Origin of the sequence: Porticoccus hydrocarbonoclasticus MCTG13d, assembly GCF_000744735.1 — a bacterium.
Taxonomy (GTDB): Bacteria; Pseudomonadota; Gammaproteobacteria; order Pseudomonadales; family Porticoccaceae; genus Porticoccus; species Porticoccus hydrocarbonoclasticus.
Genome location: NZ_JQMM01000001.1, coordinates 751,886 through 765,153, shown reverse-complemented (window position 1 = coordinate 765,153; position 13,268 = coordinate 751,886). Strand labels below are relative to the sequence as shown.

11 protein-coding genes are annotated in these 13,268 nt (G+C 55.7%); 4 read left to right on the top strand and 7 right to left on the bottom strand.

Features of this window, described 5'->3' with window-relative positions:
• The first annotated feature begins 16 nt into the window (after positions 1 to 16).
• The 3 genes from U740_RS03680 to U740_RS03670 are packed head-to-tail and all read left to right on the top strand — an operon-like array spanning position 17 to position 2,522.
• Complete coding sequence (locus tag U740_RS03680) at positions 17 to 673, top strand: histidinol-phosphatase (RefSeq protein WP_036859047.1); 657 nt, start codon at positions 17 to 19, stop codon at positions 671 to 673.
• 57 nt (positions 674 to 730) lie between these two features.
• Positions 731 to 1,447 (top strand): pseudouridine synthase, encoded by a 717-nt coding sequence (locus U740_RS03675; RefSeq protein ID WP_081890831.1) that lies wholly within the window; start codon positions 731 to 733, stop codon positions 1,445 to 1,447.
• Positions 1,440 to 2,522, top strand: coding sequence for a methyltransferase (locus tag U740_RS03670; protein WP_051921182.1), 1,083 nt, complete (start codon positions 1,440 to 1,442; stop codon positions 2,520 to 2,522). The genes U740_RS03675 and U740_RS03670 overlap by 8 nt, the downstream gene beginning before the upstream one ends.
• Here U740_RS03670 and U740_RS03665 read toward each other — a convergent pair.
• The 4 genes from U740_RS03665 to mrcB form a co-directional block, all read right to left on the bottom strand.
• The gene (locus U740_RS03665; protein ID WP_036859045.1) at positions 2,492 to 2,869 is read right to left on the bottom strand and encodes a PilZ domain-containing protein; all 378 of its coding nucleotides are present in this window, start codon (positions 2,867 to 2,869) and stop codon (positions 2,492 to 2,494) included. The two genes, U740_RS03670 and U740_RS03665, sit on opposite strands and share 31 nt — an antisense overlap.
• On the bottom strand, positions 2,859 to 5,120 hold the full coding sequence (locus U740_RS03660; protein WP_081890830.1) for a DUF1631 family protein: 2,262 nt from the start codon (positions 5,118 to 5,120) through the stop codon (positions 2,859 to 2,861). The genes U740_RS03665 and U740_RS03660 overlap by 11 nt, the downstream gene beginning before the upstream one ends.
• A 106-nt stretch (positions 5,121 to 5,226) precedes the next feature.
• Positions 5,227 to 5,718, bottom strand: a complete 492-nt coding sequence (locus tag U740_RS03655) for a tetratricopeptide repeat protein (protein WP_036859041.1) — start codon at positions 5,716 to 5,718, stop codon at positions 5,227 to 5,229.
• Positions 5,712 to 8,030 (bottom strand): penicillin-binding protein 1B, encoded by a 2,319-nt coding sequence (mrcB, locus tag U740_RS03650; protein WP_160172038.1) that lies wholly within the window; start codon positions 8,028 to 8,030, stop codon positions 5,712 to 5,714. The genes U740_RS03655 and mrcB overlap by 7 nt, the downstream gene beginning before the upstream one ends.
• A 115-nt stretch (positions 8,031 to 8,145) precedes the next feature.
• Between mrcB and U740_RS03645 the strand changes: the two genes are divergently transcribed.
• Complete coding sequence (locus tag U740_RS03645) at positions 8,146 to 9,177, top strand: adenosine kinase (protein ID WP_036859038.1); 1,032 nt, start codon at positions 8,146 to 8,148, stop codon at positions 9,175 to 9,177.
• Here the strand turns inward: U740_RS03645 and U740_RS03640 are convergent.
• The 3 genes from U740_RS03640 to U740_RS03630 are packed head-to-tail and all read right to left on the bottom strand — an operon-like array spanning position 9,169 to position 13,226.
• On the bottom strand, positions 9,169 to 11,679 hold the full coding sequence (locus tag U740_RS03640; RefSeq protein WP_051921181.1) for a sensor domain-containing protein: 2,511 nt from the start codon (positions 11,677 to 11,679) through the stop codon (positions 9,169 to 9,171). The genes U740_RS03645 and U740_RS03640 overlap by 9 nt on opposite strands.
• Positions 11,680 to 11,730: 51 nt before the next feature.
• A complete protein-coding gene (locus tag U740_RS03635) occupies positions 11,731 to 12,783 on the bottom strand; it encodes a DUF2333 family protein (RefSeq protein ID WP_200877033.1) in 1,053 nt (350 codons plus the stop codon).
• Positions 12,780 to 13,226 carry a copper chaperone PCu(A)C gene (locus U740_RS03630; protein ID WP_051921180.1) on the bottom strand — a complete coding sequence of 149 codons (447 nt, stop codon included), beginning with the start codon at positions 13,224 to 13,226 and terminating at the stop codon, positions 12,780 to 12,782. The genes U740_RS03635 and U740_RS03630 overlap by 4 nt, the downstream gene beginning before the upstream one ends.
• Between the last annotated feature and the right edge of the window lie 42 nt (positions 13,227 to 13,268).

The window sequence follows — 13,268 nt, the reverse complement described above, 5'->3', positions numbered from 1 at the left end:
CATTCTCGGGAAACCCATGGCGCTTGCACTCTTTGACCTCGACAACACACTTATCGCAGGCGACAGTGATCACGGCTGGGGAGAATTCCTCGTCAATCACCAGATCGTCGATAAGGCGCATTACAGGCGCATGAATGACCAGTTCTATCAGGACTATCTGAACGGTGTTCTGGATATGAACAACTACCTTGCCTTTGCCCTGCAACCCCTGGCAACACTGACACCTGCCGACCTGACCCGACTGCACCACCAATTCATGGAAGAGGTCATTGCACCGATGTGGCTGCCGAGTGCCGAACAATTATTGCAGAAACACCGGGAGCAGGGCGATCTCCTCATGATCATCACATCGACAAACCGTTTCATCGTGGAACCCATCTGCCGGAAACTGGGCGTTACCGAGCTGATCGCTACTGAGCTGGAGCAACGGGATGGCCGCTATACCGGACGGGTATCCGGTATTCCCAGCTACAGGGAGGGCAAGGTTGTACGCCTTGAGGCCTGGCTGGCTGAGACCGGACACAACCTGGTCGGTAGCAGCTTCTACAGCGACTCCATCAACGATCTGCCATTGTTGCAGATTGTCGATAGACCCGTCGCTGTCGATCCCTGTGATGCGTTGCGCGAGGTGGCGGAACAGCGCGGCTGGGAAATCATCAGCCTCCGGGGCTGACCCCCGGCAGGCACGCCCCGGCATCGCCCATTCAGCCCACTTGCAGAGTATTCACCAATGGCTGCCACACGCTTGCGATTAGACAAATTCATCAGCAATGCCACCGACTTCAGCCGCTCCCAGGTCAAGCACCTGATCAGGGCAAACAGGGTAAAAGTCGAGGGAATAATTGCCCACGACCCGGGCTTGGTTATCGGAGATGACGCCTGGGTCTGCGTGGATGAGCACCCTATCAGCAAACCGGTGATGCGCTATTTCATGCTCCACAAGCCGGCCGGGGTGGTATCCGTCACCAGAGACGGCAAGCACCCGACCGCACTGGATTTGCTGGATGAACCACGGCCGGAGCAATTGCAAATTGCCGGTCGCCTCGATATCGATGCCACCGGTCTGCTACTGATCACGGATGACGGTCAATGGAACCACCGGGTCACTTCGCCCCGCAGCCAATGTCTGAAAACGTACCGGGTCATGGTCGCTGAACCCCTAGATGGAGGCATCATTGGAAAATTTGCCAGTGGGCTATGGCTGGCGGGGGAAAAGCGCCGCTGTCTACCAGCCACGCTGGAATTAATCGACAATACAGAGGCACTGCTCACGATCAGTGAAGGCAAGTATCATCAGGTCAAACGTATGTTCGCCTCCCTCGGCAACAGCGTTCTCCGCCTGCACCGACTCCGCGTAGGGGGGATTGAGCTGGATAGCACCCTTGAGCCCGGCGAATACCGGGCACTGACGAAAACCGAAATTGCGAGCGTAAACACCCTTGACTGATCCCGCCTTTCAATTATTGCTCGATCCGCTCCGACAGGAGTCGGGTCGGCAACTCTTGGTGACCGACGAGAACCTGCACGATACGCCACTGTACGAACTGCAAAACCGGGACATCCTGCTGGTCACCAATCGTCACGACCTCTACGAAATCAGTCGTGCACAGGGCATTGACAGTGAATACAGCGATTTTGACTTCGACCATTTCGCGGATGGCAGTTTCAGCCAGATTCTCTATCGGGTGTCCAAGGAAAAACCGGTTGTTCACCACATCATCAACCAGGCACGTCGCCTGCTCCCAGTCGGGGGCACATTGACCATGACCGGCGCGAAAAATGATGGCATCAAGACCTATGCAGAGAAAGCCGGACACTATTTTGGTGATCAGCAGCGTCCGGAAAAGCAGGGCAGCCTCTATCGAGCCCGAGTCCGTCATCTGACTTCCACTGAACCAGCACTGGAGGATCAACAGTATGCGCTGATCAGACCCTGTGTGACCTGGGAGGGAGGACTGCTGTTCAGCAAACCCGGGCAGTTCGGCTGGAATAAAATTGACCAGGGCAGTGCTTTTCTGGCGACGCACCTGAAGGATTTTTTCCAGAGCCTCGACCGACCACCAACCAGCATGCTTGATCTCGGCTGTGGCTACGGCTATCTCTCTGTCATGGCTGCACAATTGACCGATGCCGAAATCACTGCCACCGACAACAACGCCGCCGCCGTTGCCTCGTGTCAGAGGAACTTTATTGAACAGCAGATTACAGGCACGGTCGTCGCCTCAAACTGCGGGGACAACCTTGCGCAGCACTTCGATGCCGTCATTTGCAACCCGCCCTTTCACCAGGGCTTCAACACCGAACACGGGCTGACCAGACGGTTTGTCGCCAGCTGCCATAGGCTGCTTCGCAACGGCGGACGAGCACTGTTTGTGGTGAATCGTTTCGTGCCACTGGAACGTTTTGCGGAGGCAGACTTCGACGTAAAAAAACTCGATGAAAACCGCAGTTTCAAGCTGATCCTGTTGACCCGGCCAGCCGGCCGTCGTCACTACAGCACCCGGCCTGCTGGAACCGAGTGATCGGAAGAAAAGTCTTCAATCAATCGGGCAAGCTGTTCACAGGCCTGCGGGGCAAGATCCACAATCTGGCAGCCCGCCCAGACCCTGTCCTGTTGACCCATGGCCCGGGTCCACAGGCAATCAATACCCATCGGGATCACCTCGAGCTGACGATCGGGAACATGGGCGACCAGAGCCACCTGATAGAGCCTGTTCGGACGGAAAGACAGCTCGCCCATCATCAGAAATCCCTCCAGATGAACATCCACCAACATGCCGAGTAAATCTCTGCTGAACTGATCGACCACGTCAACCTCAACATTCAGCTGGTGGCGTGTTGAGCACCTGCGCTCATGCTCAACCCACATGACGGTCCTTTTGGGAAACCGACTGAACCTGCAGGTTCAAATCCTTAAAAATGGTCTCCATGGTGCGCTCCACCAACGGCTTGGTTTTGCCCGTCACGATTTGCAGATCACCGGCGAGTATTGCCTGCGCCAATTGCTGACCACTTTTCATGCCGGTGCGCTTGCCTGTTTGATCAACAAATAGAAACTGCATGGAGTCCGGATTAAACCAGGCCACTTTTTCACGGCGCCCGTCGCGGAATTGAAACCAACTGCCAAACTCCAGCAGTCGCAATTTTTCCAGCACGACCTTCTCCTGATCGGTGGACCGGGTGCGCTCATTTGCACGCCGCTCAGCCAGTTGCACTAGCTTGTTGCGCAGCTCTGCGGGTGCGGCCTCTGGCTGCAGATTTTTCTCTCGCAATTGATAAATACGATCAATGGAGCGCTTCAGCTTGAACGCTTTATTGGCGTCGTAGCCGATCATGTCGAAACCCTTCTGGATTTGTGACTCCATCCAGGGGTAATGCTGACGCCAGCGCCGCCATTCACTCTCGGCGCCCGTCAACTCGAGCCCCCAGAGCATATCGTCAATCAGTTCAAGGCTCTGTCTCCAGGCTTCACCGGCATCGCCAAAACGGAGCAGTACCAGCACCATGTAGTCGGTCCAGGGCTGCAACAGGAACAATAAGGGAGCGGAGGGAATATCTTTTTCAGCAACACGCCGGTGGATCTCCCGGTTGACCCGCTGTTTGACTTCATACAACTGGTCTTCACCACGGGCTTGCTCCATGGCCCGCTTCTCCAGCAGCTTCACCCGCAGCTCTACTTTCTGTACGAAGCTATTGATGCTCATCAACAGCGACGCCATTAACCGGGTATCGACGTCCTGATGATCGAGCACGGTACGAACCGTTTTTCTGATTTGTTCGAGCATGTCGAATTCACAAGAGCCATCGTTACTGACCCATTTGGCGCCAGCATCAGCCAACGTATTCAGCAACAATCGGGCCGGATGATCTTGTCGGCGGAAAAAGTCAGACTCGGCAAACGCCAGCTTTAAAAAAGGTGTATGCAGGTAACTGAGCAGGGCCTTGACGCAGTCGGGAATCTGCTCATCATTGAGAATGTACTCGAACAGCATACCCACCAGGTCGATAATACGGGCATCGTCTGTGCCAAGCGCCGGGGTCTCTTTCGAGTCCGTGATCTGCTGTAGCTGGTTGACCAGTTGCTCTCTGGCACGCGCTATGTCAAAGGGTTTGATCTCCCGGGCAGCCTCCAGAACATCCGCAGCCATCAATTGATTGAATTGCTGTAACTGAACCGCCGCCTCGACCAGCTGACGCGCCGAATATTGCAGTGGCTGTCCCGTGAGCTCGCGTCGCTGATCCGGTGTTCGAGCCACCAGGCGATCCTGCAATAGCTGGATACTGTCGAGCAGCTGGTTCTGGTATTCGGCGGGGGAGAGCTGCTCCGAAGGCAATGCCAGCGGGGCAGGCGATACGACATCCTCCAGTGTCGGAATCTGCAGCGATGGCGACTGAGGGACACGTCGCCGCTGCGGCTGCGCGCCGGTGAACCGGGCAGAGTCAGCCGATTCTGCCTTGTGGATCTGATAGCGAAGATCCGGAAGCACGCCGAGTTCTTCAAGTCGTACAGAGCACTGCCCGTAGAGCTCCGCCAGCTGCCTGACAAACTGCCGGTCAAACAATTTGTAGATCACCAGCTTTACGGGCAATTCGATATCGATATCCGCAAGGGATCGCTGCAACGCCTGACAAAAACATCCCGGTGAGACAGGCACCCGGTGCTCCGTGCTTTTTCCCCCGACCAATCTGGTCATGCGGCGCGTCAGCACCCACAACGGTTCCGTATAATCCACACTGGCCCTGGTGCGAATTGCCGACAGCGCCAGATCCTCCTCAAGCACATCCTGATTCATCAGTGCCAGCGTTTCATCACCACTGCCCTCAACTGCGGGATCATGCAACTCGCCGGAGGCGAACTGATCAAAATAACGATCCATCTCGCGCACGAAAATACGCAGTATTTCATTGTGCCGGTTGCTGATTTGCGACCTTGCATGGAGGAACTCAAAACCCCGTGTTTCTTCAGAGGGTTTCTGGGCATAGTCGATGAGACGATCGTGGACGGTGTGCAGAAACGTTTTAATGGCATCCCGCGAGAAAGCCAGCGTCATTTCACGCACAGCGGTCAGTCCCCTGTCAGAGTTTGCTCGCAAGTTGTCGGTCGATCCGCTGTTATTCATCGTGTGGCTGGCCACGCTTGATTTTGTTTAAATGCTGATAGTGTTCTGAAATAACTGGAAAAACAAGTCGATCTCAACATCTAAAGAAAATCGCGCTACTGTCGTGCTACTTAAGTGCATTGATGCGCGCGAGCAGTGACTGGAGGTCAGCCTTGACGGCAGGATTCCGCCCGGCCAGAGGTAGGCCCTGTCGCGCCAGTTGTTCCGCCAGGCTCAACCGGGTCATGGCAAAATAGTTAGACGCCATCACGAGATAGACCTCCGGCTCAGTATGATTAATACGCAGCGCTCGTTCAGCCACGGCATTCGAGCGATCATAATCCCCGGCTTTATTGTACCGCCAGGCTTCTTCAAGCAGGCGTCTTACCGCGCCCCCTGGCGCCACTTGAACCGGCTCTGAAGGGGTGATTCGCCTATCGTCGTCATCGGGCACAGCAACCGGCGGAGACCGCTCGGTTTCTGGCGACGGTGGGGTAGCCTCCGGTGGCGGAGTGGAACCCGACTCAGTGATGGGCGCATAAACAGGCGCACAACCACTGACCAGTGCAACGACCATCCACACCACGAACAGGAGGCCTTTAGGAATAGGGTTTACCATCGAAATTTATCCTTTAACCAATCCATGACGCCGTCAATCGCACTCGGGCGACAGGTACTTTGCCGGGTAGGCTGGCTGCCATCGATAAACGGCAGGTACCTGGCACCAGCACAACCCTCTCTACTAAGGAGGCCAGCCTCGGGTTCGACCCAATAATAGCTAACGCCCTCAGGCTGATTGAAAACCATGGAGCGATTGTCCAGCGTCGTCATAATGTCGGTCCAGAGCTGCAGAGCACCAGTGCCGCCGGTCAAGGGCATCATGCCATTGTCGTCCCGCCCCAACCAGACCACGCTCAGATAATTGCCGCTGAAGCCGGCAAACCAGCTGTCTCGCTGATCGTTAGTGGTACCGGTTTTTCCGCCCAACATCAGCTCCCCCGGCAGCCGTTGATAGGCCGTTTTTCCGGTACCTTCGCGTAAGACAACCTGCAATGCATAGTGCAGGAGGTGCATGGATTTTGGATCAAGACGCTGCTCCCCCTCGAAGGGGTAGCGTTTCAGTGGCACATTGACGGAGGTAAAAACCGAGTTAATGGCGCGCAGTGGCGAGTAGAAACCATTGGCTGCAATCGTATGATAAATTTGAGAGACCTCCAGAGGAGACATGGCCACAGCCCCCAGGGTCAGGGACGGCAGTGCCGGCAGTGAGCCCTGATAACCCAACTGCCTGACCGTCTCGGCTACGCGATCGACGCCAACATCCATTCCCAATCGGGCGGTGGCCTGATTATAGGAATTGGCCAGCGCTTCATAGAGCGGTACCGGACCGTGACTTTCCCGCGCGTAATTCTTTGGTTGCCAAACATCGCCATTGGGCAAATTCACGGATAGCTCGCTGTCATCAATCATGGATGCGATGGTATAACGAGATGGCTGGGACAGGGCGCTGAGATAAACCGCCGGTTTGATTGTGGAACCGATCTGGCGTCGCGCATCCAGGGCGCGGTTGAAACCGGCATAACCCGCCTGTCGATCACCGGCCACGGCGACCACTTCCCCGGCTCCGACCCGGACAATCACGGCAGCGCCCTGCAACTTGCCCTGCTCGATACGGTAACCGGATTCAAGGTTGCCGATACGGCTGGTCATCCGCTGTTCCAGTTTGCGTTGTACCTGAGGGTCAAAGTGAGTGAAGATCCGCAGCCCCTCGGTCTGCAGGTCTGACTCCTTGTAATCCTGACGCAGCTGGCGCTTCACCAGCTCCAGATACGCCGGGTACTGCCAACGCCCGCCCCCATCGGACTGCGCCATCACATCCAGCGGCTGCTGCTGAGCCAAGCGGGCTCTCTCGGCATCCAGCAAGCCCTGCTCAGCCATCATTCCCAACACCAGATTACGGCGGGCCATGGCCCGCTCCGGCTGACGCCACGGATTGTAGTAGGAGGCACCTTTGACCATACCCACCAGCAGCGCTACCTGGTGCACATCCAGATCGGTTATCGACTGCTGGAAATAATGGCGGCTGGCCAAACCAAAGCCGTGCACCGCCCGAGCACCTGACTGCCCCAGATAGACTTCATTGATGTAGGTTTCGAGAATTTCGTCCTTGCTGAAATGCATTTCCAGCATCACAGCCATGACCACTTCCATCAGTTTCCGCGACAGGGTGCGCTCGTGACTCAGGTAGAAATTTTTGACCAGCTGCTGGGTCAACGTGCTACCGCCCTGGGCCACACGGCCCTGTTTCAGGTTCGCCAGCATGGCGCGGGCAATGCCCCGAAAGGAAACACCGTAATGGTCGTAGAAATTCTGGTCCTCCACGGCCAGCAGTGCATCAGCCAGCGATGGCGGCAACTGGCTGAGCTTGACCAGCTCCCGATCCTCTTTGTGGGCAGGGTAGATGCCACCCATCACCATCGGCTCAAGTCGAGCCAGATCAACAGGTTTGCCAGTGGCATCGGTCAGCGCACGGATTTTCTGGCCGGCAAAACTCAACCGCATCAATTGGGCGGATTCCTTGCCATCCCAAAACTCAAACCCCCGGGAAAACAGCTCGATTCGTTCGGCCGCCACGCTGTACTGCCCCGGTTTTTTTGCGGCAGTGACCCGCTGGTAGCCCAGCTTCTCCAGCTCCCACTGCAAGTCTTTACGGGCGAGCGCCTGGCCGGGGTACAATTCCAGTGCCCGGCTGTAGACATGGGAGGCAAGGGACCATTTCTTCCCGGAAAACTTCTGATACACCATGGCGTCGAGTACCAGCAGTGACACCGCTGCAATCAGAGTTAGCAATATCAGCAGACCTGTTAGCCAGCGTCGTCCACTGCGTACCCGGGTCACCCGCTTGCTGCTTTTCTTTCGCCTTCTGGCCACCATATTCTCCTGCAAATTACCACATCGCCAACAATGTATCTGCCCGGCGACCTTTACTCCTGATGTCAGCGGGGCATAATAGCCGCCCCGTCGATTTCCTCAATGCCACAAGTTTATGAAAAAGAAATATCACGTCTATGGTATCGGCGCCGCGCTGGTGGATACTGAGATAGAGGTCACCGATAACGACCTGCAACAACTCAGCGTTGACAAGGGTCTCATGACTCTGGTCGATGAGGAGCGCCAGTCTGAACTGGTGGAGCAACTCTCGGATCACCTGACGGCCTGTCGCAGAGCGAGCGGAGGCTCCGCCGCCAACACCATCATTGCGGTTAGCTGTTTTGGTGGCAAGACATTCTACTCCTGCAAGGTGGCCAACGACGACAACGGCCGCTTTTACCTCGATGACCTGAGTAATGCCGGCGTGGATTACCACACCGATGGTGAACTGCCGAGTGGTATTACCGGTAAATGCCTAGTACTGATTACACCGGATGCCGAACGCTCCATGAACACCTATCTCGGCATCAGCGAAACCCTGTCCGAAACCGAGCTGAATCACGAGGCGATCGCACAGTCGGAATACCTTTACCTCGAGGGTTATCTGGTCACGTCAGAAACCGGCCGTGCTGCAGCTATCCGCGCCAGGGAGATCGCCGAACAGCAGGGCGTCAAAACGGCCCTGAGCCTCTCGGATCCCGGCATGGTGGCTTTTTTCAAAGGCGGCCTGCAGGACATGATCGGTGAGCAGGTCGATTTACTGTTTTGCAACAGCGACGAAGCACTGGGCTGGACCGGAACAGACATATTGGACACCGCCGCCGAAAGACTTCAGACGATCGCCAAAACCTTTGTTATCACGCTCGGCGCGGAGGGTGCTCTGGTTTACGACGGCAATGCCCTGATCCCTATCCCGCCTTACCCCGTGACCGCCGTGGACAGTAACGGTGCCGGCGATATGTTTGCCGGTGCGTTTCTCTACGCCATCACACAGGGTCACAGCCACGAGGTGGCCGGCCATCTCGCCAGCATGGCATCAGCCAGCGTGGTCAGCCAATATGGTCCCCGACTCGACCATCAACAATACCCGCATCTGCTCAACCTGCTCGACAATGGTCATGTCGGCGCAGCAGCTGAATCAGGATAATTGAACCAACGGCTTCGGGCGGGCAATCAGAAAACCCTGAGCGTAATCCACACCAATTTCCTGAAGCATCGATAACTGGGTACTGTTTTCCACACATTCGGCAATAGTAGCAATACCCATGATATGCCCCAGGTGATTAATGGTGCTGACCATGGAGTAGCCCACTTCGTTTAATTCCATGGTCCGGATGAAACTGCCATCAATTTTCAGGTAATCCACCGGCAGCTCCTTGAGATAGCCCAGTGACGAGAGACCGCTACCAAAATCATCCAGTGAAAAATAACAACCCAGGTCCTTGAGGGCATGAATCAGGTCCATGGCACGGTCGAAATGCCTGATAGCAGCGGTCTCTGTCACTTCAAATTGCAACTGCGAAGGACTGACACCGGTGGTCTCAAACTTGCCAATGATGTAATCCTTAAGATCCTCATCACTGATCGTGTTACCTGAGAGATTTACGGCGAAGCGCTGGTCAGCCTTTGCACTGTTTTCCAGGTAGGCGAAGATATTGTTCAGCACCCAGCGATCGATTTCTTCCACCAAACCATAATGCTCGGCGGCGGGAATGAATTTTCCCGGCAGGATGATGGAACCATCGCGATCAACCATGCGAACCAGCACTTCATAGTGCCGAACTGCGGCCTTGTCCTGACTTGCCACCGGCACAATCGGCTGGCAGTACAAGACAAAGCGATCCTCCTCCAGCGCGTCGGTAATCACGGGGATCCATTCAGCGAGACTGTGGCGCTCTGCCACCTCGACACTGCGATACTGAAAGTTGATCCGATTGCGACCCGATTCCTTGGCAGCAGCACAGGACGTGCCTGCCGCCACCAGCACATCAATTTCAGAAACTGTATTGCGGTCAATCACCTTGGCACCAATGCTGGCACCTATCTTCAGGCGCCGCTCCTCCCAAGGAAAACTGAACGCCTTGATCTGCCAGAGGAGCTGCTCTGCGACCTCACGGCTCTCTTCCACCGTGCGATCATTCAGTAACAGTGCAAACTCATCGTTGCCAATTCTCGCCACCACATCCCTGCTTTCGGCCTGCTTTTCGAGCAATCGGGCAAACTGGCAGAGCAACTCATCCCCGGCATTGTGACCGCAGGTGTCATTGATGACGGAGAAATTATAGAGGTCGATGTACAACAGGGTATGGGTACTGTCGTCTGAGTGCGCCACATCAATGGACCGCAGGATCTCATTCTCCAGATGGCGACGGTTGGCCAACTGAGTGAGAGGGTCGTGAGTCGCCTGCCAAGTAAGGCGGGTCGAGATCCGTCGCGCTTCACTGACAGAGCGAAACACCAATACGGTACCAGTTACCTGATTGAGCCGGTTGCGCAGTGGTGTCGCCGTGGCTACCACTGGAAAAGGTTGTTGGCCCGGCACAGAAAGCATGGCGTTATCGACAACAGAGACGGGCTTGCCGCGGGTCAGAGCCGACCGGCAGGGGGATTCCACAGGCTCACCGGACTCACTGAGCAAGGTCATCAGATCATCAATATAACGGTTGGGCTGGGGATCGTTGATGCCCAGCAGTTCCATGCCAATGGGGTTGAGATGCTCGACAAGACCGTGTCGGTCGGTCAACAAAATACCGTCCACCACTTGACTGAACACCGTATTGATTAATTTTCGCTGATGGAACAAGGCCTCAAGATTGGCCGACTGAAGTGTAATATCCTGAAACAGCAACACATGACAATCACGATGAGTAACGGACGGGAAACAGCTCACCCTGAGCAACAGGTTTTCACCATCCGCAGTAGCCCCTTCCAGGGCAACCCCCTGCTCCCTTTCTTCGCCGCCCTCCAGCACCACCTTGATATCATCGGCAAGCTCGGCACTAATGCTCGGCAGCAAAACCCGCAACGGTCTGTTTTTTAGTTGCCTAATACTGTAACCAAACAGGGCTTCCAGTGGTGCGTTCCCATCCAGAACAAGGTGGTGACTGTCCAGCAACAGCAGGGGCACCTGATCGGTGTCCAGGTAGGCGGAAAACCGTTGACCGGCTGAAGTCGGCGTTCGCCGGGACTCCTCTTTGAGCACCGCCTTATCCAGCGTTGCGTCAAACGGCGCTTCGTCTATCTGAATCAGACAACAGTGGCCGACATCGGGTAATTCCAGTGGTGTAAAGCTCACGCGATGCAGGGGCAACTCGCGACGATTGCCTGCCATGATCGAATCGGTCGAATCGAGAAAATCCGGATTCTCCCGTTGATTCCAATGGGTATCGACACCCTGAAACAAGGCCTCATCTATCGCCTGGGCAAATGGACCGCCAACCAGAGCGGGGAACAGTGAGTCAAAAGCGCGCTGGGCTACATCTGCCGGCGACATACCGGTCCAGTCTCCCAACCATTGATTCCAGTATCTGATCACCAGACGACTGTCCAGCAACAACACGCCCACCGTTTGGGTGTTGAGCAACACATTCTCCAGACTGCGATCAAACAGCGCATCACGCCTGAACTCAGACTGGATATCAACACTCATAGGTCGCAGGCACCATAGTCACTTTTGACGCTGTTGCTCAAAACAGCGCGATCAACCCTGATCAAGCAGGTCTCGCAAGTCTATAATCGAAGCATTGGCCCGGCTGACGTAGGACGCCATCACCAGTGAATGATTGGCCAGCAGGCCAAACCCACCACCATTCAGCACCATCGGGCTATAGACAGGCTCCTGGCTCGATTCCAGCTCACGAATAATCTGCTGCAACCCGACCCTGGCATTTTTCTTGCGCAACACTTCATCAAACTCCACCTCAACGGCCTTGAGTAGATGAACCAGCGCCCAGGTGGTGCCTCTTGCCTCATAAAAGACGTCATCCAGCTCCAACCAGGGCGTTTTAACATTGACCTCAAAAGCCTGACCTGAGGTATCCTGCCTGTCCATATCTATCTGGTCCATATTAATTCGCCGTTGACCGACACTCGCACTAAGTCTCTGCGAGAGACTCCCCAGACGGGTTTCGACGGTGCCCAGCCAGTAGCGCAGGCTGTCAGCGCGCGGGTAGAACCTCGCACCGGTATTGTCGTCAGCCAGTCGTGCTAGATAGCTTTCAAGATAGCGGATTCCGGCCCGGTACTCCGACTCCGTCGCAGGCAATACCCAGCTGTGATGGTCGAAGTTCAAACGTGGTTCTGCCAATGCCAGATCACCGTCCTCAGTAGACTGGGAGCGTGATCGGCTGAATGCCTCACGCATGGCCTTACTGAAATCACGCACCTGAATAATGACCCCGTACTCCCAGTTCGGCAGGTTATCCAGCCAGATCCCGGGCGGCGCAATATCATTGCTCAAATACCCGCCGCGTTTTTCCAGCAGGGTTTCAATTACCGTAATCAGGGTGGCCGTAGCGGTGCTGCCCGACACCTGACGTTCAGCCCGCTGGGCAGCATTTTCACTGACATCAAATAATGGTGGCTCTTCTGTCCAATACCATCCGATCAGGAAGACCACCAGCAGATATACGCCTACTAACCACAGGGCCGTACGCCACCAGGGAAAACCGGTTACAGCCCCCTCGGCACGAAACTCCCGGGCATCATCGGCAATGCCATTGCGCCATGACTTGATCTTGTCGGTCATCTTCATCGGCCACCACCTTCTCGTAATACATCGCGCACAGGAACGTTGAGTTGAACGTCAGGGCAGGTTTCAAACAACAGGCTGAGGGGATGCGCCTCTCCATCCACCAGAGGCGTCTTCAGACCAAACAGCATGAGATGGTAACCGCCTGGCTTCAGGTTCACCTGGCTACCGGCGGGAATACTCAGCCCCGGAACCCGGCGCATGGACATGACACCGCCCTGGTGACTGTGCTGGTGAAGTTCAGCACGATCGGCGACCGGTGTGTCGGCGCCCAGCAAGCGGCAATCATGATTGTAGCCGTTCCGGATCGTCATAAAGGCCGCAGTAACCGTCTGACCCGGAGGCAACCCCCGGATATAGGCCTCACTCACCAACAGTTCCCCGGCGTTGACCTGGGCCATTAGCAGTATTGGAAAAATAACAAAATAACGTTTCAAAAATGACAAGTCGTTCTCTCCTGCTCTGGGTGACGACTATAACACTGCCAT

Excerpts from the sequence above, each read along its gene's own strand:
- U740_RS03680 (WP_036859047.1), top strand. The coding sequence starts at position 17 with ATGGCGCTTGCACTCTTTGACCTCGACAACACACTTATCGCAGGCGAC.
- U740_RS03675 (WP_081890831.1), top strand. The coding sequence starts at position 731 with ATGGCTGCCACACGCTTGCGATTAGACAAATTCATCAGCAATGCCACC.
- U740_RS03665 (WP_036859045.1), bottom strand. The coding sequence starts at position 2,869 with ATGTGGGTTGAGCATGAGCGCAGGTGCTCAACACGCCACCAGCTGAAT.
- U740_RS03660 (WP_081890830.1), bottom strand. The coding sequence starts at position 5,120 with ATGAATAACAGCGGATCGACCGACAACTTGCGAGCAAACTCTGACAGG.
- U740_RS03655 (WP_036859041.1), bottom strand. The coding sequence starts at position 5,718 with ATGGTAAACCCTATTCCTAAAGGCCTCCTGTTCGTGGTGTGGATGGTC.
- U740_RS03645 (WP_036859038.1), top strand. The coding sequence starts at position 8,146 with ATGAAAAAGAAATATCACGTCTATGGTATCGGCGCCGCGCTGGTGGAT.
- U740_RS03640 (WP_051921181.1), bottom strand. The coding sequence starts at position 11,679 with ATGAGTGTTGATATCCAGTCTGAGTTCAGGCGTGATGCGCTGTTTGAT.
- U740_RS03635 (WP_200877033.1), bottom strand. The coding sequence starts at position 12,783 with ATGAAGATGACCGACAAGATCAAGTCATGGCGCAATGGCATTGCCGAT.